Genomic DNA, 19471 nt, shown 5'->3' with positions numbered 1-19471 from the left:
ACGGCATCGCGGCATGGGCTCCAAGGAAGGGAGATCAAGGATCATGGCAAAAAGCAGCAACGTCCCGGCGACGATTCCTGCGCTCGGCGGGGAGCAGTCGCTCAACCGCTATCTCGCCGAGATCAAGAAATTCCCGATCCTGGCGCCCGAGCAGGAATATATGCTCGCCAAGCGGTTCCAGGAACATGGCGACCCCGACGCGGCCGCGCAGCTGGTGACAAGCCACCTGCGCCTCGTCGCCAAGATCGCGATGGGCTATCGCGGCTATGGCCTGCCCACGTCCGAGCTGATCTCGGAGGGCAATATCGGCCTGATGCAGGGCGTGAAGAAGTTTGAGCCCGATCGCGGCTTCCGCCTCGCCACCTATGCGATGTGGTGGATCCGCGCCTCGATCCAGGAATATATCCTGCGCTCGTGGAGCCTGGTGAAGATGGGCACCACCGCGGCACAGAAGAAGCTGTTCTTCAACCTGCGCCGCATGAAGTCCAAGCTCGACGCGTTCGAGGATGGCGACCTGAAGCCCGAGGACGTGGCCAAGATCGCCACCGATCTCGGCGTCAGCGAGGGCGACGTGGTGTCGATGAACCGTCGCATGGCGATGGGTGGCGACACCAGCCTCAACGTGCCGATGCGCGAGGATGGCGAGGGTCAGTGGCAGGACTGGCTGGCCGATGACACGCCGCTGCAGGACACCGTCGTCGCCGAAGCGCAGGAGGCCGATGTCCGCCACGGCATGCTCGTGTCGGCGATGGACGACCTGAACGACCGCGAGAAGCACATCCTGACCGAGCGCCGCCTGACCGACGACCCCAAGACGCTGGAGGAACTCAGCCAGGTCTACGGAGTCAGCCGCGAACGCGTCCGCCAGATCGAGGTGCGCGCCTTCGAAAAGCTGCAAAAGGCGATGATGCGGATCGCGGGCGAAAAGCGGCTCCTCGCCGCCGCCTGACATGGGCCGCACCGTCGTCATCGGCGGCGGCGCGGCCGGCATCGCGGCCGCGCGCACCCTGCACGATGCGGGATGCGACGTATTGATGGTCGAGGCGGGCAACCGCCTCGGCGGCCGCGCGCACAGCGTCCCGCTGACGCTTCCTAGCGCCCATGTTACCGTCGATTTCGGCTGCGGCTGGCTGCACTCCGCCCGGCGCAATCCATGGGTCGCCCTTGCGGAAGCGGCACGCTTCACCATCGACCGCGCCCCTCCCAACTGGGAGGGCCAATGGCGCGACCTGGGATTTTCGCCCACCGAACAGCGCAGCTTCGGCGCGGCTTGGGACCGTTGGGAACAGGCCGCCCGCGCCGCGCTCGACGGACCGGACCAGCCACTCTCCGCCTTTATCGCGCCGGACGATCCCTGGCTCCCGATGATCGACGCCATATCGGGCTATGCCAATGGCGCGCCGCTCGGTGCCGTCTCGCTGCACGACTGGATCGCCTATGAGGACGCGGCCGGTGAGGATAACTGGGCGGTGGTGGAGGGCTATGGCACGCTCGTCGCGGACCATGCCCGATCGCTTCCGATCCGCCTGAACACGCCGGTCACGCGGATCGACCACCGCGGCCGCACCATCCGGCTGGATACGCCCGCCGGCACGCTGACCGCCGACCGGGCCGTCGTCGCCGTCCCCACCCCCATCCTCGCCGAGGGCGGCATCGTCTTCAACCCGCCCCTGCCCGCCAAGCAGGACGCAGCGGCGAACCTGCCGCTCGGCCTGGCGGACAAGGTGTTCCTCGCCGTCGATCGCCCGCCATGGCCCCCGCATCAGCATCTGACCGGCAACCCGCGCGCCGCCTGCACCGCCAGCCACCGCTTGTCCCCCTTTGGCTGGCCGATCGTGGAAAGCTTCTTCGGCGGCGCCTGTGCGCAGGCGATGGAAAGCGAGGCCGCTGCCATCCAGTTCGCGATCGACGAGCTCGTCGCGCTGCTCGGCAGCGACTGGCGCACCCGCCTCCATCCGCTTGCCGCCACCGACTGGGCCCATGCGCCCCATATCCGCGGCAGCTACAGCCATGCGCGCGTCGGCCATGCCGGCGCCCGCCGCATTCTGGCCGAGCCCGTCGACGACCGCCTGTTCTTCGCCGGCGAGGCCTGTTCGGCGCATGATTTCTCCACCGCGCACGGCGCCTCTGCGACCGGTGTCGCTGCTGCACATGCGATCATGACAGCGGGGCCGCCCCTCGCCTAGAAGGGCGGCCATGTTCCGTGCGCTCCGCTGGCTGCTCAAGGCCGCCCTTGTCTTCGTCGCCGTCACCGTCCTCTGGGTCGGGCTGTACCGGTTCGTGCCCCCGCCCTTCACCTTCACCATGCTGGGCGATGTCGTCGGCGGGCGCGGCGTGACCAAGGACTGGATGTCGCTGTCGCAGATGGACCCCGACATGGCCCGCGCCGCCATCGCCGGCGAGGATGCCCGCTTCTGCGAGCATCATGGCTTCGACTTCAACGCGATCGCCAGCGCCGCCTATCGCAACGCGAAAGGAGGCCGCATCCGCGGCGGATCGACGATCAGCCAGCAGACCGCCAAGAACGCCTTCCTGTTCCAGGGCGGCGGCTATGTCCGCAAGGCCGCGGAGGCATATTTCACCGTGCTGATCGAGGCGCTGTGGGGCAAGCGGCGCATCATGGAAGTCTATCTGAACATCGCGGAAACCGGGATCGGCACCTATGGCGCCAATGCCGGGGCGATGCGCTATTTCCACCACGACGCGTCGCGCCTGTCGCCGACCGAGGCGGCGCGCATCGCCGCCGTCCTGCCCCTGCCCAAGAAGCGCGAAGCGGTCTCCCCCGACGGTTTCGTCCGCCGCCACGGCAACCGCATCGCCCGCTATGTCGGCGTCGTCCGACGGCAAGGGCTGGACGCCTGCGTCCGGTGATGAAAACCCTCCCCCCTCGGGGGAGAGGGATGCGTTCCTACTTCGCCTCGCCTGAAATGGCGTCGCCGGCCTTGTCCGCCGCGGCGCCCACGCTCCGCGCGGCCGACGCCACCGCATCGTCCTTGCGGCTTTCGGCGCTGTTCTGGTTGAACAGGAAGAACGCGCCGATCACCACCGCGACCAGCAGCACCAGCGCGATCGCGATCCCGCTGCCGCCGCTGCGCCGCTCGATGATCGTCGTCGTGTGCCCCGCCGGCGCCGCCGTCGTGGTGGTCGTCGTATCGGAATAACGTTCATCGGCCATGTCGTTGATCCTCCTCCTTATTTTCGAGGAAACAAACGCCATGGCCTGCAAACCCGTTCCCGGGCCGGAACGGAATCAGATCGGCAGCTTGAAGCCCGGCGGCAGCGGCAGGCCGCTGGTCATCTTGCTCATCTCGGCGTTGGAGGCGGTATCCGCCTTGCCGCGCGCATCGTTGATCGCGGCGGCCAGCAGGTCTTCCAGCATCTGCTTCTCGGACACCTGCATCAGCGAATCGTCGATGGAGATGCCGATGATCCGGCCCTTGGCGGACGCCTTCACCTTGACCAGCCCGCCGCCCGACGCGCCCTCAACCTCGATCGTGTCGAGATTGGCCTGCGCCTTTTGCAGTTCGTTCTGGACGTTCTGGGCCATCGCCAGGATGTCGTCGAGATTCTTCACATCATGCTCCGTTTTCCGGGCCATTCCACGAGTTCGGTCTCGGGAAAAGCCTCTCGTGCGGCGCGCACCATGGGCGAATCCCAGGTTGCGGCCTTGATCGCCTCGTCCCGGACCTGCTGCGCCTCGTTCAGCGTCGGCTGGCCCGGAACATCGTCCAACGTAATGCGCCATGCGCTTTTCGTCATCGTCTTCAGGACGGCCGCCAGATCGGTCAGCGTGTCCGCCGCCATCGGCCGGCTGCCGCTGAAGACGATCTCGGGCGGCTGATACCGCACCAGCCGCGCTCCCTGACGAAGCCGCGCGACGAGCAGAAGTTCCCCGTCCGCGTCCAGCCGCTCGACCAGCGCCTCGAAACTCTCCGGCATCTGCGGCTCCGCCGGCGGAGGGGCCGCCACCGCGACGGGTGCCGCAACCTGCGCGGGGGCGGGCGCCGAGGCGGACACTGCCCCCGCACCCTGCCCCGGCGACTGCGTCAATTGCCGCGCCAGTTCGCCCGGATCGGGCAGCGTCGAGGCATGGACCACGCGCAGCAGCGCCATTTCCGCCGCCTCGATCGGCAGGGCGGCGCGCGCCACCTCGTCATGGCCCTTGAGCAGCAGCTGCCAAAGCCGGTGCAGCATCGGAAAGCCGAGGGCCGCCGCCCATTCCCCGCGCGCCTCGCGCTCCTCCAGCGGTTGCGCCGCATCGGGGGGCGTGCCGACCTTCACCAGCGTGATGCCGTGCACCGTCTCCAACAGCGCGCGCAGCACCGATTGCGGATCGACCCCGTAATCATATTGCCGCCGCAGCAGCGCCAGCGCATCGGCCGCCTCGCCGCGCAGCATCAGGCCGAGCAGGTCTCGCACCGCGCCCCGGTCCGACAGGCCGAGCATCTGGCGCACCGCCTCCGCGCTGACCCCGCCGCCATCCAGGTCGGCATGCGCGATCGCCTGGTCCAGGATCGACAGGCCATCGCGCGCCGATCCTTCCGCCGCCCTCGCGATCAGCGCCAGCGCCTCGGGCTCGGCGGTCACGCCCTCGGCCTCGCAGACATGCGCGAAATGCGCCGCCAGCATCTCCGCCGAAATGCGCCGCAGGTCGAAACGCTGGCACCGCGACAGCACGGTGATCGGTACCTTGTTCACCTCGGTGGTGGCGAACAGGAACTTCACGTGCGCCGGCGGCTCTTCCAGCGTCTTCAAAAGCGCGTTGAACGCGTTCTTGGACAGCATGTGGACCTCGTCCACGATGTAGATCTTGAAGCGCGCCGACACCGCGGCATAGCGCGACGCCTCGATGATCTCGCGCACGTCGTCGACGCCGGTATGGCTGGCGGCATCCATCTCGATCACGTCGATATGGCGCCCCTCGGCGATCGCGCGGCACGGCTCGCAAACCCCGCACGGGTCGATCGTCGGCCCGCCCTGTCCATCCGGACCGATGCAGTTCAGCGCCTTGGCGATCAACCGCGCGGTGGAGGTCTTGCCCACCCCGCGCACGCCGGTCATCAGGAACGCATGCGCCAGCCGATCGCGCTTGATCGCGTTGCCCAGCGTCTGCACCATCGCATCCTGACCGATCAGCTGCGCGAAGGTCTGCGGACGATATTTGCGCGCAAGCACGCGGTAGGCGTCGGGCTTGGCCGGCTGTGGCGGTTCGCCGAGGTCGAAGGAGTCGGACATCGCGGGTCTATGTAGGCCCACGATGCGGCGATTGATAGCGGATTGGAGGGGGCTGTCGGGGGGCGACCTGGCGGAGCCTTGTCGTCGGACGGTGCTGATGCCCCGCCGGGCCGCGCCGTGGCAAAGCCACGTCGTCGAACGGTGCTGGCGCACCGCCGGGCCGCGCCGTGGCAAAGCCACGTCGTCGAACGGTGCTGGCGCACCGCCGGCCGCGCTTACCTGCACGGCAGGTTCGCGGTGGGAGCCGGGACGACCCGCAGCGAAATCGTTACGGCTGCTTCCGTCAGGACCTGACCGGGTTGGCGACGACTACGTCCGCCCGACTCCCGCCGCGCATATGGCGGAGCCGGGCGGATCGATCAAGCCGCCTTGTTGCTAATCAGCGACGAACGTTGAAGCAGCGGCGAACCGGCCCGTAATAGCCATCGACCCAGCGACATACCGTGCGCCCGCGATAGCCGTTGCGGTACCCCCGGTCGCGATAGCCTGCCCGGTATCCGCGGTCCCAGCGATCGCCGCGCCAGTGGCGTCCACGGTCCCAGCGCGGCCCGTCCCGCCAGCCCGGCCCACGGTCCCAGCCGCGCCCGCGCGGCCCGTCATGCCACCCTTGCGGATGCGCGGCGGCTGGTGTCGCCGCGGCAAGGCCGGTGACCGCAAGAAGACCGGAGGCCATCAGGGCAAAGACTTTCATGACGCATACTCCCGTTTACGCGCCCGCCGGAACCGGTGGGCATGTGGGGAGATTGCGGCCGAGTCGATGATCGCGTGCTGAATTAACCGTTTAGCGGGTGTTCAGGCGGCACGCCGTGTGGCCGCGTGATGCTCGGCCCGGCGCACCAGCCGCTCGACGTCGTCGCGGTCGATGTCCAGCGTATCGCCGAATTCCGCCAGCGCGCGGTCGATATCCTCCGCCGCCAGATCGGCAGCACGCGGTGCCGCCAGCGTCGGCGCGCGGTGCGGGTAGCTGTGTCCGGACAGCCGGTGGAACGCCACGCCGACCAGTGCGATGATCACCGCGTTCACCCCTACCGGGACGAAGGCAAAGGCATAGCCCGCACCCAACACCGGCGCCCCGCCGATCACCGCGGTCAGCGCCGCCGCGCCGCCCGGCGGGTGCAGCGACCGGGTCACCGCCATGGCCAGGATCGCGCCCCCCACCGCCAACGGCGCGGCAAGGCCACTGCCCGGCAGGGCATGGACCACCGCCACCCCGACCAGTGCCGAGATCACGTTGCCGCCGATCACCGGCCAGGGCTGCGCCAGGGGGCTCGCCGGCACCGCGAACACCAGCACCGCCGAGGCGCCCATCGGCGCCACCAGCAGCATCGTCGCGCCCGCGTCTCCGCACAGCAGCGCGGTCACCACCCCCGTCAGCGCGATCCCGATCAGCGCCCCTAACGGCGCGATCAACCGGTCGCGCAGAAAGCCGGCGGACAGAACGGAGGGGAACCGCGAACGCATCGAAAACCCGTATGAAAGAAGAGGAAAAAACCGCCGCGCTATGCCCCCGGCAAGCCCGCGTCGCAACCGGCGCGGCGATCAGGGCAGCCGCACCACCAGTCCGTCCAGCGTCGTATCCAGCCGGATCTGGCAGGACAGCCGGCTGGTCCGCGTCGCTCTTGGCGCCAGGTCCAGCATATCCTCCTCCTCCGCGCTCGGGCCGGGCAGCCGGTCCGCCCAGGCCGGGTCGACGACGACATGGCAGGTGGCACACGCCATCTGCCCCTCGCACGTTCCCTCCAGCGGCTGGCCGATCGCCTGCCCCACGCGCAGCACCGTATCGCCGGCCTCCCCCTGCGCCTCCGACACCGATCCGTCGGGCGCGACGAAGCCGACCCGGATCATGCCTGCGCCGCCGCCGCGACCAGGATCGCGTCCACCGCCTGCATCAGTTCCGCCTCGCGCGTATAGCGCCCGAACCCCAGCCGGATCGACGACCGCGCCTGCGCATCGGAAAGCCCGATCGCGCGCAGCACATGGCTGGGCCGCCCCGATCCGCTGGCGCAGGCGGAGCCCGCCGAAAACGCGACACTCCGCACGTCCGACATCAACCGGCCGACATCCAGGCGGTCGCGCCGCACGTTCAGATTGCCCGGATAGCGCGGATCCGCCGCCCCGTTGAGCGACCAGCCCGCCGCCCGGAACCGGTCATGCGCCGCCCGCCACAGGCCGGTGACCGCGCCCGCATCGTCCGCCGCCATCAACTGTGCCGCCACGCCGAAGCCGGCGCACAGGGCCGGGCTCAGCGTGCCCGAACGGCCCGGCGCCTCCTGCCCCCCGCCATGCATCAGCGGCGCCGGCACCACTCCGTCGCGCAACCACAATGCCCCGATGCCCTTGGGGCCATGGATCTTGTGCGCAGAGACCGCCACCATATCGACCGTCGCGGGCAGCGGCACCCGGCCATAGCCCTGCACCGCATCGCACAGCATCCACGCGCCGGCATCATGCGCCAGGTCCGCCAGTTCAGCGATCGGCTGCACCACTCCGATCTCGTTGTTGACCAGCATCGCCGCCACCAGCCCGGTGCCCGGCCCGATCGCCGCGCGCGCGGCGTCCAGGTCGACCAAGCCGTCGCCATGGACGGGCAGCACGACATGCGGCCGCCCGCTCGCCGCCACCGTGTCCAGCACTGCGGCATGCTCGGTCGCGATCGTCACGATCGCCCCCGCGCTGCCCTTGATCGCCCAGTTCAACGCCTCGGTCGCGCCACTGGTAAAGGCCAGCCTGCCGCCGGCGGGCAGCAGCGCGGCGATCCGGTCCCGCGCCACCTCCACCGCCGCCCGCGCGGCCCGTCCCGGCCGATGCGGCGAATGCGGATTGGCATGCGCATCGCGCAGCCACGGCACCATCGCCTCGAAGGCTTGCGGCGCCAGCGGCGTCGTCGCCTGATAATCCAGATAGATCATGCCCGCCCCCGCGCGATCCCGCGCCACGCCGCGATAAAGGCGTCGACCTCCTCGCGCGTCGTCGTCCGCCCGAAACTGACCCGCACCACCTCGCGCGCCGCCTCCTCACGCCAGCCGAGCGCCGCCAGCACGTGACTGGGCTTCAGGCTCCCGCTCGCACAGGCGCTCCCCGCCGACACTGCGATCCCCCCTGAATCGAACCGGATCAGCTGCGCCGCCGCCGGCACCCCCGGCATCCGATACGCCCCGATCGCCGGGTGCCGCACACTATCCTCGGCCACCACGATCCCCCCCGACCGCCGCACCGCATCGTCCAGATGCGCGCGCAATGCCGTGTGATCGGGCTCCGCCTCGCCCAGCGCCGCGGCATAGCCGATCGCGGCGGGCATGTTCTCCGTCCCCGGCCGGTATCCCCGCTCCTGTCCGCCGGTCGGCAGCAACGTCGCCAGATCGCGCACCAGCAGCGCGCCGATCCCCGGCGGCCCGCCGCGCTTGTGCGCCGACAGCGCGACGAAATCGGCATGTTCGGCGACGTGCAGGTCCGCCCCCGCCGGCATCTGCGCGGCATCGACCAGCAACAGGTGCCCGGCGGCATGCACCGCCTCGGCCAGCGCGGCGATCGGCTGGCGCACGCCGGTCTCGCTATTCGCCCATTGCACCGCCACCAGCGTGCGCGGCCCCGCCAGATCGGGCAGCACCACATGCCCCGCCGCATCCACCGCCATCACGCTCGCCGCCCCGCTCGCGCGCAGCACCGCATCATGCTCCACCGCCGAGACGAAGCACCGCTCCACCATCGAGCGCCCCAGGGCGATCGCCAGCGACTCGCTCGCGCCCCCCGTCAGCAGCACCTCCTGCCCCCAGCCATAGGCCGCCGCCACGTCCGCGCGCGCATCCTCCACCAGCCGCCGCGCCGCGCGCCCCTCCGCATGCGGCGAAGACGGGTTTGCCCAGCGCGCAAAACCGTCCGCCACCGCCTCCCGCGCGGCGCGGGTCATCGGCGTGGTGGCGGCGTGATCAAGATAGAGACGGGTCAGGACGCGCGTTCCAATTGCTTGTAAGGGGCTCCCGCCTATATAGCGCGCACTGTCCGGCGCTCCACCTGCGCCCTTCCTGATCGGCGAGATTCATGCCCGAAGTCATTTTCCCCGGCCCCGAAGGCCGCCTCGAAGGCCGGTTCGTCCCTGCACCCCGGCCCCGCGCGCCCGTCGCGATGATCCTGCATCCCCACCCCTCGGCGGGCGGCACGATGAACAACCGCATCGTGCAGGAACTCTACAAGACGTTCCAGCGTCGCGGCTTCGCCACGCTGCGCTTCAACTTCCGCGGCGTCGGCAAGAGCCAGGGCACGTTCGACAACGGCATCGGCGAACTGTCCGACGCTGCCGCCGCGCTCGACTGGGTACAGAGCTTCCATCCCGAGGCCTCGACCACCTGGATCGCCGGCGTCAGCTTCGGCGCATGGATCGGCATGCAACTGCTCATGCGCCGCCCCGAAATCCGCGGCTTCATCTCGGTCGCGCCGCCGGCCAACATGTACGACTTCACCTTCCTGGCACCCTGCCCGTCGTCGGGCATCATCATCCAGGGTGAAGGCGACGAGGTGGCGACCCCCGCCGCGACGCAGAAGCTGGTCGACAAGCTGCGCACGCAAAAGCACATCACCATCCACCACGACACGATCCCCAAGGCGAACCACTTCTTCGAGCATGAGATGCCCGAGCTGATGGGCAGCGTGGACCGTTACCTCGACATGCGCCTGGATCCGAACTCGCCGATCAAGTGAGGCGCGTTGCAGCCGATTAGCGCGAAGCTAATCGGCGCCGCGGCAACGTGCCCGGCCGGCGGCGCCCAGGCGCTGACCGACATGGCCGGTCCTGAGCGACTGCCTTGGCAAGCGGTCGAAGGATGGCTCTGCCACGCCGGGCGCTCACATCGTCCAGATCAGCACATTGCCCAGCAAGACCGCGGCCATGACGAGCATCAGCACCCCCTTGGTCCGGTCGCGGCGCTTGGCGATCAGATAGCCCCCACCGCCCACACAGGCGAAACAGGCCAGCATCGCCAGCGCCGGCGCGGCCTGCGCGATCCCCTCAAGCACCGGCCAGCACCCGGCCATAGGCGGCCATGTCGACGTTGCCGCCGGACAGGATCACCAGCATTCCCGGCTCGGCCCGCACGCGCCCGGCGAGGAGCGCCGCCAGCGCCACCGCCCCGCCCGGCTCCACCACCAGCCGCAGCGTCTCCGCCGCCCAGCGCTGCGCGGCCGCGATCTCGGCTTCCGACACCGCAACGCCCTCCGCGCCCCGCCGCGCCAGCACGTCGAAGGTCAGCGGCGACACCCGCGTCGTCTGCAACGCGTCGCACGCGGTCGGCGGCGGATGGTCGCCGACCGGCTCGATCCACCCCGCCTCCAGGCTGCGACGCATATCGTCCCACCCCTCCGGCTCGACCACCGTCACCCGCGCCTCGGGCAGCGCCAGCGTCAGCCCGGCTGCCAGCCCGCCGCCGCCACATGGCACCACCACATGCGCCGGCGCCGGCAGGCCGCGCTCCGCCATCTGCCGCGCCGCCTCGATCCCGGCGCTCCCCTGCCCCTCGATCACCCACGGATCGTCGAAGCTCGGCACCAGCGTGGCGCCGCGCGCCTCGGCCAGCCGGCCCGCGATCGTCTCACGGCTTTCGCGCGCGCGGTCGTAGTCGACCACCTCCGCCCCCAGCGCCAGCGTCCCCTCGCGCTTGGCGCGCGGCGCATCGGCGGGCATCACGATCGTCGCTGCGATCCCCAGCCGCTTCGCCGCCCAGGCGATTCCTTGCGCATGATTCCCCGACGAGAACGCCACCACCCCACGCGCCCGCGCCGCCTCATCCAGAGCGGTGAGCCGGTGCCAGGCACCACGAACCTTGAACGCACCCATGGGTTGCAGGGATTCGGCCTTGAACGCGACCTCCACCCCCTTGAAACGATGGGTGAAAAGCGGCGTCGGGGCCAGGATTTCCGCCATTTTCGCGGCGGCGTCCCGTACCCCGGCCCGTGTCGGCTGTCGCAGAATAGTCACATTTTATCCCTGACCGGTTTCAGACGCTTTACATAGCCAAAAGTGGGTCCTACATCGCGCGTCCGCTGCCCCATGGGACTTCCAACCGCAAGGCAGCTTTTTCTGTTGTCATGCCGCAAGGCAATTGGAGGTCCCTTGAGTTGCACAAGCATCATAGCGCGCTGGGGTTAGTTTCCACCCTTCGTCCGGTACAGCCGGTCACGCTCGTTCGCCCGCACGCCGCTGCGCGCGCCGCCCGCTTCTTTGTGGAGAAGTTTCCGGGCCGGCCGATGTATGCGGTAAAGGCGAACCCGTCCCCCGAACTCCTGCAGATCCTGTGGGACAACGGCGTCACGCACTACGACACCGCGTCGATCGGCGAGGTGCGTCTGGTGAAGTCGACCCTGCCGGATGCGGTGTGCTGCTTCATGCACCCGATCAAGGCGGAGGAGGCGATCGCCGAGGCGTATTTCGACCACGGCGTGCGCACCTTCTCGCTCGACAGCATGGAAGAGCTGGCGAAGATCGTCCGCGGCACCCGGGGTGCCACCGATCTCACGCTGTGCGTGCGCCTTCGCGTGTCGTCGGAATATGCGAAGCTGAGCCTTGGCTCCAAGTTCGGTGTCGCGCCGGACGAGGCCAGGGAGTTGCTGATGGCGACCCGCCAGGTGGCGGACGCGCTCGGCATCTGCTTCCATGTCGGCAGCCAGACCATGTCGCCCGACGCCTATGCCAATGCGATGGAGCGTGTCCGCGCCGCCATCGTCGAGGCCGCGGTGACGGTGGACGTGATCGATGTCGGCGGCGGTTTCCCGTCGCGCTATCCCGGCATGAACCCGCCCCCGCTGGAGCGGTATTTCGAGACGATCCACCGCGCGTTCGAGAGCCTGCCGATCAGCTATTCGGCGGAACTCTGGGCCGAGCCGGGTCGCGCGCTGTGCGCCGAATATGCCTCGGTCGTCGTCCGCGTCGAGCATCGCCGCGGATCCGAACTGTTCATCAACGACGGCGCCTATGGCACGTTGTTCGATGCGGCGCATATCGGCTGGAAGTATCCGGTGCAGTTGCTGCGCGAGCCGGAATCGGACGCGCGGGACATGGACTTCGCCTTCTGGGGTCCGACCTGCGACGATATCGACTATATGAAGGGTCCGTTCCCGCTGCCTGCGGACACGCGTGCCGGCGATTATTTCGAGATCGGCATGCTCGGTGCCTATGGCTCGGCGATGCGCACGCAGTTCAACGGCTTCGGCTCCGACCTGACCGTCGTGGCCGGGGACGAACCGATGTTCTCCGTCTACCGCGAGGACGAGGCCGACGACCGCGTTGCGACGGGCAACGTCGTCAAGCTGTAACGGCCTCCCTATATCACATGTCTTCCCCCCTCCCGCTTGCCGGCGGGAGGGGCGGCTTTGGGTTTCCGCGTCCCCAATATCGAACGACGACGGCTGGATAGCCAAGGGCGAACCATGACCGACACGCTGACCAAGACCGCAAGCGCCAACGCGCCGATCAACGATACCCGCAAGGCCGAACTGCTGTCGAAGCAGGTGAAGCATATCGACATCAAGAGCTTCGACGCGCGCCCGATCGTCGACGCGATGGCCGATATGAGCTTCACCAGCCGCGACCTGGGCCGCGCGACCGGCATCTACAACCAGATGCTGGCCGACAAGGACTGCTCGATCTTCCTCGTCATCGCCGGGTCGACCTCGGCCGGCGGCTGCATGGACCTTTATGCCGAGCTAGTGCGCAACAACATGGTCGACGGCATCGTCGCGACCGGCGCCACCATCGTCGACATGGATTTCTTCGAAGGCCTGGGCCACAAGCATTACCAGGCGCTGGAGATCCCCGACGACGACACGCTGCGCTCGCTCTACATCGACCGCATCTACGACACCTATATCGACGAGGAAGCCCTCCAGAACGTCGACCACACGATCTTCGAGATCGCCGAGTCGCTGGAGCCGCGCGCCTATTCCAGCCGCGAGTTCATCCGCGAGATGGGCAAGTATCTGGTCAAGCACGGCAAGAAGGAGAACAGCCTCGTCAAGCTCGCTTATGAGCATGACGTGCCGATCTTCTGCCCGGCGTTCGTCGACAGCTCGGCCGGCTTCGGCCTCGTCAAGCATCAGGTCGACGCCGCCAAGGCGGGCCGTCCGTATCTGATGATCGACGCGGTCGCCGACTTCCGCGAACTCACGCAGATCAAAATCGAGGCTGGCGTCACCGGCCTCCTGATGATCGGCGGCGGCGTGCCCAAGAACTTCATCCAGGACACCGTCGTCTGCGCCGAGATCCTGGGTCATGACGACGTCCAGGTACACAAGTACGCGGTGCAGATCACCGTCGCCGACGTGCGCGACGGCGCCTGCTCGTCCTCGACGCTGCAGGAAGCGGCAAGCTGGGGCAAGGTGAACACCGGCATCGAACAGATGGTCTTCGCCGAGGCCGGCTCGGTCATGCCGCTGCTCGCCTCCGACGCCTACCATCGCGGCCACTGGAAGGACCGCCCGGTCCACCGCTGGGCCAAGCTGTTCGACAAGTAAGTTGGAAAAGGGCCGGCGGGAAACTCTGCCGGCCCTTTCCTACCCCTCGCCCCTTCCGGGAGCATCAGGTAAACAGCGCCCCGCTCTGTTTAGTCCATGCCGGGGGCATGGACGACTTGATGCAGGAGGGGCCCGCCGCGAAGCGGTGGGAGGGTGAGGGGCAGCCCAGCAATGCTGAAGCCTGTGGGACCATAGTCCCCCTTGCCCCCAACCCCACACCCCGCCAATCTCCGCCCCAAACTGCGGAGAGGCCAGCATGATTTCCCGACGCACGCTCATCGCCGCCACCGCCGCGCTGCCGCTGGCCACCCGCGCGACCGCCCAGGCCCGCCCCCAAACCCCCTGGCCGCCTGCGGAACACGTCAAGCTCTGGCCCGGCCCACCCCCCGGCGCCCCCAGCCCCCTTCCCCGCTACGCGCCGGAAATGAGCGGCAACCCCGCCGACCCCGAACTCTGGCTGCGCGGCGTCATCGAACCCGTCATCGGCGTCTTCCGTGCCGAGCGTCCGGACGGCCGCGCGGTACTGTCGATCCCCGGCGGCGGCTATGGCTTCGTCTCGATCGAAAACGAAGGCATCGACGTCGCCCGCGCGCTCAACCCGCAAGGCATCACCGTCTTCGCCCTCGCCTATCGCCTCCCCGGCGAGGGCTGGGCGAACCGTGCCGACGTACCGCTTCAGGATGCGCAGCGCGCCATGCGCCTGATCCGCGCCAATGCCGCCCGCTACGCCATCGACCCCACCCGCCTCGCCGCACTCGGCTTCTCGGCGGGTGGCCATCTCGCCGCCGCGCTTACCGTCGGCCACGCCGACCGCGTCTATGCCCCCATCGACGCCGCCGACCGGCAATCCACCCGCCCCGATGCCACCGGCCTCGTCTACCCCGTCACTCGCATGTCCGACCCGCGCACCCGCGGCCGCTCGACCGACAACCTGCTCGGCCCCACCCCGGCCCCCGAAACCGTGACGCGCTACGACACTCCGCCCCGCGTCCGCGCCGACACCCCGCCCCTCTTCATCGCCCACGCCATGGACGACCCCGCCGCCCGCGTGGAGGAATCCTTCGCGATCCTCGCCGCGGCCCGCGCCGCAAACGTACCCGTCGAAGCACACCTGTTCGAACGCGGCGGCCACGGCTTCGGTGCGCGCCGCGCGGCCGAAGGGACGCCGCCACGCGAATGGCCGCACCTGTTCGACCTGTGGCTGCGCCAGCGCTTCAACCGAACAGCCGCGTAAGGCTCCGCTCCAGCATCAGGAACTGCCACAGCGTCCGGCCATGCTCCGCGCGGCCGGCGCGGTGGTCGTCGGCAAGGCGCGCAATCTCGGGCAGCGCGAACCACCCCGTCTCGCGCAGCAGCGACGAGGTGGCGAGCCCCGCCGCCTCCTCGGCCAGCGCCCCGCGGAACCAGTCGCTGATCGGCGTCACGAACCCCATCTTGGGCCGGTACAGAATGTCCCCGGGCAGATACCGCTCCAGGCTGCGCTTCATCAGCCATTTGCCGCATCCGCGCTGCAACCGCATGGCCGGCGGCAGGCTGGCGGCGAACTGCACCAGCCGGTGGTCGAGCAGCGGCTCGCGCGCCTCCAGCCCCACCGCCATCGAGGTGCGGTCGGTCTTGGTCAGGATGTCGCCGGGCAGCCATATCTTCAGGTCGGCATATTGCACCCGGTCCAGCGCCCCTTGCGCCGGGGCATTCTCCATCGCCGCGACGTAACGATCCTCGGCCCGGTGTCCGCCCAGCGCGGCCCGCGCTTCCTGCGTGAACAGCCGCGCGCGCAGGGCCGACGTCGTCACGGCGACGCTCGCCGCATAGCCTTCCGCGCTTCCGGCCGCGAGCGCCAGCAGCGTCGTCTTGGCCCTCAGCGGCCGCGGCGCCCAGTCGGCCTTTGGATAGAGATTGCCCAGCGTCCCGAACACCGATTGCCGGAACCCCGCCGGCAACAGGCCGCGCACCCGGTCCTCCGCCGCCTGGAACGCATGCCGGCGATACCCGGCCATCGCCTCGTCCGCGCCGTCACCCGACAGCGCCACGGTCACATGCTCCCTTGCCAGCGCACAAACCTGATAGGTCGCCAGGGCCGAGGCATCGGCGAACGGCTCGTCGAAATGATGGACCAGCGTGTCGATCAGCCCGAAATCGTCGCTGCGCACCACCCGCGTCGCATGCGCGGTGGCGAAGCGGCGCGCGACCGTCTCGGCGTAAGCGCGCTCGTCATAGCCCGCTTCCTCGAACCCGATCGTGCAGGTGCGCACCGCGCGCGGGCTCGCCTCCGCCATCAGCGCGACCACCGCCGAGCTGTCCACCCCGCCCGACAGGAACGCGCCCAGCGGCACGTCCGCCACCATCCGGCTGGTCACGCCCGCGCGCATCAGGTCGAGCAGTTCCTCGCCCAGCGCCGCCGCCGATCCACTGGCGCGCCGGGAGAAATCCACGTCCCACCATTGTCGCGGCCGGGGAATGCCCCGCCCGCGCTCGACCAGCAGGTAATGCCCGGCCGGCAACTTGCGCACGCCCGCGATCAGGCAGGCATCGTCGGGCACATAGCCCAGCGCCAGATAATCCTCGACCGCGGTCAGGTCGGGTTGCCGGCGGAGCAGGGGATGCGCCAGCAACCCCTTCAGTTCGGAGGCGAAGGCGATCGATCCGTCGGACAGTTCGGCCCAGTGCAGCGGCTTCACGCCCAGCCGGTCGCGCGCCAGGAACAGGGCGCCCGCCAGCATGTCGTGGATGGCGAAGGCGAACATCCCGTCCAGCCGGTCGAGCATCGCCGGCCCCCAGTAGCGCCATCCCTGAAGCAGCACCTCGGTGTCGCCCTCGGTGCGGAAATGTGCGCCCATCCCGCGCAATTCGGCCCGCAGCGCCTGAAAATTATAGATCTCGCCGTTGAAGGTCACCGCGATCTCGCCGTCGATCATCGGCTGCGGCGATCCCGCCAGGTCGATGATCGACAGTCGGCGATGGCCCAGCCCGACGCCGGGGGCGGTCCATACCCCGTCGCCGTCCGGCCCGCGGTGCGCCTGCGCCGCGATCATCGCGCGCACCCGCGGCGGATCGACCGGCTTGGGCGTGCCCGGATGAAAGATCCCTGCGATCCCGCACATCTCAGCGCGCCGCCGTCAGCCGGTCCGCGAACCGGGCCGTTCCGCCGGTCGCCGCGACGAAGTCGCCGATCGCGGCGGGGTCGCGCCCCTCGGTCGACAGGTGGATCGCGGTCGCCGGTCGCACCTCCCCCAGCAGGCGGGCCTTCATCGTCACCATCTTCACCCGTCTTTCGTCCGCCGTCGTCTCGCCACCGACCCGGTACCATGTCGCCACGATCCGCTCCACCGGTCCCGGTGCCATGATCCGCATGGCCGATCCGCCCGCGATCGGCGCCATGTCCGCCACCCGCACCCAGCGGTCGTCCTCGCGCAGCACGCCGGTGCCGAACGCCGCCAGTTTCTTGGTTCCATGCTGCTCGGCGAACACCGCCACGCCGACATCCACCGGCCGCCCGCGCGCATCGACATAGCGGCCGAACAGATAATGGTCCGCCGCCGGATACCAGGGCTGCCATGCCGACCCCAGCGGCGCGCGGTGCCATCCCGGCACATCGGGCAGCACCATCTGCGCGGGCAGCGTCGCCACCCGCCCGCCCGTCATCGCCGCCCAGCTGGGGAAAACCGCCGCCGTTGCGATCACCAGCGCCGCGCCCGGGATCAGGCCGATGCGCCGGCGCGGCACGCCCGACAGTGAAGCGGGGTCGAAGGCGGGGTCATCGGGCGCCCGGTCGAACCATCGCCACCCGATCGCCAGCACCGCCGCCATCACCGCGGCGAAGAACAGCCATCCGAACACGATATGGTCGAACCCCGCCGCCGCCTCGATCCCGAACAGCTGCGCACCATAGATCGTCCCCCACGCCCGCACCCCGTTCGCGAGCACCGGCACCACCAGGCACGCCGCCAGAAACGCCGCCCGCCGCGTCCAGCGCCGGAAACACAGGTTCGCCACCAGCACCCCGAACGCCAGCATCGCCAGCACGAACTTCGATCCCGAACATGCCTCCGCCACCTCGAACCGATACGCCCCCGCCTGGATCAACACGCCGTCGACCGCTGCCGGCACCCCCGCCAGATGCAGCAGCGGCATGACGATCGCCACCGTCACGCGTTGCAGCGACGGCTCCAGTTCCTGCCCGAACGGCACGGCGAACAGCGCATAGGCCAGCGGGAACAGCACGCCCCGCGCCACCATCGGCCCCAGCAGCGTCACCACCGCCCCCTGGCACATCAGCACCAGCCCGAGCTGCCGCGCGAACGCCACCGTCCCCGCCTCGCCCATCAGCCAGCCCGCCCCGCCCAGCGCCACCAGCGCCAGCCCCGGCCACCACGCCTGCGGGCGCAGTTCCGCCAGTTGCGCCCGCCGCTGCCACACCAGCCACCCGACCACCGGCAGGATGAACAGGCAATGCCCATAGGTCGTGTTCGTCCACCACAGACCGACCAGCTGCACCACATCCCGCCAGAACAGCGCCACCAGCGCCAGCCACACTGCCGCCAGCACCAGCAGATGCCAGCGCCACCGGCGGCTCACGCCTCCAGCCCCATCAGCGCGTCCAGCGGGGCCAGCCGCGCGCCCCAGTCATAGCGGCTCAGCACCTGGGCGCGCGCGTCCGGCCGATCCGCGGGTCCGTCCAGCGCCGCGATCACCGCCGCCGCGAACGCCTCCGGGCTATCGGCCACCGCGATCGTGCCGCCATGGTCGATGCCCTCGGCCGCCGCCTGCGTCGCCACCACCGGGCGGGCCATCGCCATCGCCTCCAGCACCTTGTTCTGGATACCGCGCGCCAGCCTGAGCGGCGCCACGCACACCCGCGCCGCCGCCAGCCATCCGCGCACGTCGGGCACCGTCCCCGTCACCACCACCCCGTCCCGCGCACCCAGCCGCGTCACCGCCGCCACCGGCGCCCGCCCCACGATCACAAACACCGCCGCCGGCCGGCTCTGCCGGACGATCGGCAGGACATGGTCGGCAAACCACGTCACCGCCTCGATATTCGGGCGGTAATCCATCTGTCCGGTAAACAGGATCGTTTCCGCCCCCGCCGCCACCGGCTGACACGTGGCCGGGTCATAGGTCGCCGCATCGATCCCGTTCTCGACCGCGACGATCCGTCCCCGACCACCGCCTGCGCGAAACAGCGCTGCCTCCGCCGCGCTGACGAACAACGTCGCCGCGGCGCGCGCCGAAACCGATCGCTCATGTGCCGCCAGCAATCTGGCCTCGCGCGCATAGATCCACGCCATGGGGCCGCGCGCGCCCTCGGCCAGTTGCGCGAACTTGGCGGAATCGACATCCACCATGTCCATCGTCATCGGCACGCCCGCCGGGGCATAGGGCGCCATCTGCCCCGAAAAGACATAGGTCGCAGCGATCGGGTGGGCGCGCACCACGTCCGCGACGGCCGCCGTCATCCGGCGATCGGCAAAGGCGGTCAGCGACAGGGGCCGCCCGCTCGCCAGCGCCTCCAGCCCCGCGCGCGGGCTGGATTTGGTGCGCGGTACGATGCGGCAACTCGCCAGCCGCGCCGCCAGCGCGGGCGGCACCACCCGGTCCGCCGGATCGTCGGCAAAGGCGCACAGATGCACCCGCGCCCGCGCCGCCAGATGCGACAGGATATGGAAGCTGCGGATCTTGTCCCCGCGGTCGGGCGGAAACGGCGCCCGGTGCGCCAGGAACAGCAGGTCCTTCACCG

At 69.7% G+C, this 19471-nt stretch carries 20 protein-coding genes and 1 other RNA gene; 7 read left to right on the top strand and 14 right to left on the bottom strand.

Annotated elements, in window-relative coordinates:
* Positions 1-43 precede the first annotated feature (43 nt).
* From rpoH to mtgA, 3 genes are read left to right on the top strand one after another with little or no spacing between them, the layout of a single operon-like run.
* Complete coding sequence (gene rpoH / locus NPJ82_RS06490; protein ID WP_112382548.1) at positions 44-949, top strand: RNA polymerase sigma factor RpoH; 906 nt, start codon at positions 44-46, stop codon at positions 947-949.
* Position 950: 1 nt separating this feature from the next.
* On the top strand, positions 951-2186 hold the full coding sequence (locus NPJ82_RS06485; protein ID WP_342658746.1) for an NAD(P)/FAD-dependent oxidoreductase: 1236 nt from the start codon (positions 951-953) through the stop codon (positions 2184-2186).
* A 10-nt stretch (positions 2187-2196) separates the two neighbouring features.
* Entirely contained in the window at positions 2197-2871 is a 675-nt protein-coding gene (gene mtgA / locus NPJ82_RS06480; RefSeq protein ID WP_112382550.1) for a monofunctional biosynthetic peptidoglycan transglycosylase, read from the top strand.
* A gap of 37 nt (positions 2872-2908) precedes the next feature.
* Here mtgA and NPJ82_RS06475 read toward each other — a convergent pair whose 3' ends face one another.
* The 9 genes from NPJ82_RS06475 to NPJ82_RS06435 all read right to left on the bottom strand — a co-directional run bounded on the left by NPJ82_RS06475 (position 2909) and on the right by NPJ82_RS06435 (position 9142).
* Positions 2909-3175 (bottom strand): hypothetical protein, encoded by a 267-nt coding sequence (locus NPJ82_RS06475; protein ID WP_342658745.1) that lies wholly within the window; start codon positions 3173-3175, stop codon positions 2909-2911.
* 75 nt (positions 3176-3250) lie between these two features.
* Positions 3251-3574, bottom strand: a complete 324-nt coding sequence (locus NPJ82_RS06470; RefSeq protein ID WP_112382552.1) for a YbaB/EbfC family nucleoid-associated protein — start codon at positions 3572-3574, stop codon at positions 3251-3253.
* Complete coding sequence (locus tag NPJ82_RS06465; protein ID WP_342658744.1) at positions 3571-5235, bottom strand: DNA polymerase III subunit gamma/tau; 1665 nt, start codon at positions 5233-5235, stop codon at positions 3571-3573. Before NPJ82_RS06465 ends, NPJ82_RS06470 begins: the two co-directional genes overlap by 4 nt.
* A gap of 233 nt (positions 5236-5468) precedes the next feature.
* Positions 5469-5566: signal recognition particle sRNA small type (gene ffs, locus NPJ82_RS06460), an RNA gene on the bottom strand.
* A gap of 48 nt (positions 5567-5614) precedes the next feature.
* Entirely contained in the window at positions 5615-5926 is a 312-nt protein-coding gene (locus NPJ82_RS06455) for a hypothetical protein (protein WP_112382554.1), read from the bottom strand.
* A 101-nt stretch (positions 5927-6027) separates the two neighbouring features.
* Entirely contained in the window at positions 6028-6696 is a 669-nt protein-coding gene (locus tag NPJ82_RS06450; RefSeq protein ID WP_342658743.1) for an HPP family protein, read from the bottom strand.
* A 78-nt stretch (positions 6697-6774) separates the two neighbouring features.
* Positions 6775-7080: a 2Fe-2S iron-sulfur cluster-binding protein gene (locus tag NPJ82_RS06445; protein WP_342658742.1), complete on the bottom strand. Its 306-nt coding sequence runs from the start codon at positions 7078-7080 to the stop codon at positions 6775-6777.
* Positions 7077-8144: a cysteine desulfurase family protein gene (locus NPJ82_RS06440; RefSeq protein WP_342658741.1), complete on the bottom strand. Its 1068-nt coding sequence runs from the start codon at positions 8142-8144 to the stop codon at positions 7077-7079. Before NPJ82_RS06440 ends, NPJ82_RS06445 begins: the two co-directional genes overlap by 4 nt.
* A complete protein-coding gene (locus NPJ82_RS06435) occupies positions 8141-9142 on the bottom strand; it encodes an aminotransferase class V-fold PLP-dependent enzyme (RefSeq protein ID WP_342658740.1) in 1002 nt (333 codons plus the stop codon). Before NPJ82_RS06435 ends, NPJ82_RS06440 begins: the two co-directional genes overlap by 4 nt.
* Before the next feature lie 131 nt (positions 9143-9273).
* Between NPJ82_RS06435 and NPJ82_RS06430 the strand changes: the two genes are divergently transcribed.
* Entirely contained in the window at positions 9274-9930 is a 657-nt protein-coding gene (locus tag NPJ82_RS06430; RefSeq protein ID WP_112382558.1) for an alpha/beta hydrolase, read from the top strand.
* Between the two features lie 144 nt (positions 9931-10074).
* Here the strand turns inward: NPJ82_RS06430 and NPJ82_RS06425 are convergent, their stop codons facing one another.
* Both NPJ82_RS06425 and NPJ82_RS06420 read right to left on the bottom strand, forming a co-directional pair.
* Positions 10075-10245 (bottom strand): hypothetical protein, encoded by a 171-nt coding sequence (locus NPJ82_RS06425; protein ID WP_211368833.1) that lies wholly within the window; start codon positions 10243-10245, stop codon positions 10075-10077.
* Positions 10238-11149: a pyridoxal-phosphate dependent enzyme gene (locus NPJ82_RS06420; RefSeq protein WP_342658971.1), complete on the bottom strand. Its 912-nt coding sequence runs from the start codon at positions 11147-11149 to the stop codon at positions 10238-10240. Before NPJ82_RS06420 ends, NPJ82_RS06425 begins: the two co-directional genes overlap by 8 nt.
* Positions 11150-11343: 194 nt before the next feature.
* Between NPJ82_RS06420 and NPJ82_RS06415 the strand changes: the two genes are divergently transcribed.
* The 3 genes from NPJ82_RS06415 (at position 11344) to NPJ82_RS06405 (ending at position 14968) form a co-directional block, all read left to right on the top strand.
* Positions 11344-12537, top strand: a complete 1194-nt coding sequence (locus NPJ82_RS06415; protein ID WP_342658739.1) for a type III PLP-dependent enzyme — start codon at positions 11344-11346, stop codon at positions 12535-12537.
* Positions 12538-12651: 114 nt separating this feature from the next.
* Complete coding sequence (locus tag NPJ82_RS06410) at positions 12652-13734, top strand: deoxyhypusine synthase (RefSeq protein WP_112382562.1); 1083 nt, start codon at positions 12652-12654, stop codon at positions 13732-13734.
* Between the two features lie 256 nt (positions 13735-13990).
* The gene (locus NPJ82_RS06405; RefSeq protein ID WP_342658738.1) at positions 13991-14968 is read left to right on the top strand and encodes an alpha/beta hydrolase; all 978 of its coding nucleotides are present in this window, start codon (positions 13991-13993) and stop codon (positions 14966-14968) included.
* Here NPJ82_RS06405 and NPJ82_RS06400 read toward each other — a convergent pair.
* From NPJ82_RS06400 to NPJ82_RS06390, 3 genes are read right to left on the bottom strand one after another with little or no spacing between them, the layout of a single operon-like run.
* Positions 14949-16835 carry an XrtA/PEP-CTERM system amidotransferase gene (locus NPJ82_RS06400; RefSeq protein WP_342658737.1) on the bottom strand — a complete coding sequence of 629 codons (1887 nt, stop codon included), beginning with the start codon at positions 16833-16835 and terminating at the stop codon, positions 14949-14951. The genes NPJ82_RS06405 and NPJ82_RS06400 overlap by 20 nt on opposite strands.
* A gap of 1 nt (position 16836) precedes the next feature.
* Entirely contained in the window at positions 16837-18309 is a 1473-nt protein-coding gene (gene xrtA, locus NPJ82_RS06395) for an exosortase A (protein WP_342658736.1), read from the bottom strand.
* On the bottom strand, positions 18306-19469 hold the full coding sequence (locus NPJ82_RS06390; protein ID WP_342658735.1) for a TIGR03087 family PEP-CTERM/XrtA system glycosyltransferase: 1164 nt from the start codon (positions 19467-19469) through the stop codon (positions 18306-18308). The genes xrtA and NPJ82_RS06390 overlap by 4 nt, the downstream gene beginning before the upstream one ends.
* Between the last annotated feature and the right edge of the window lie 2 nt (positions 19470-19471).

Source organism: Sphingomonas sp. NY01, from assembly GCF_038809135.1.
Taxonomy (GTDB): Bacteria; Pseudomonadota; Alphaproteobacteria; order Sphingomonadales; family Sphingomonadaceae; genus Sphingomonas; species Sphingomonas carotinifaciens.
This window is presented reverse-complemented; position numbering and strand designations above follow the sequence as displayed.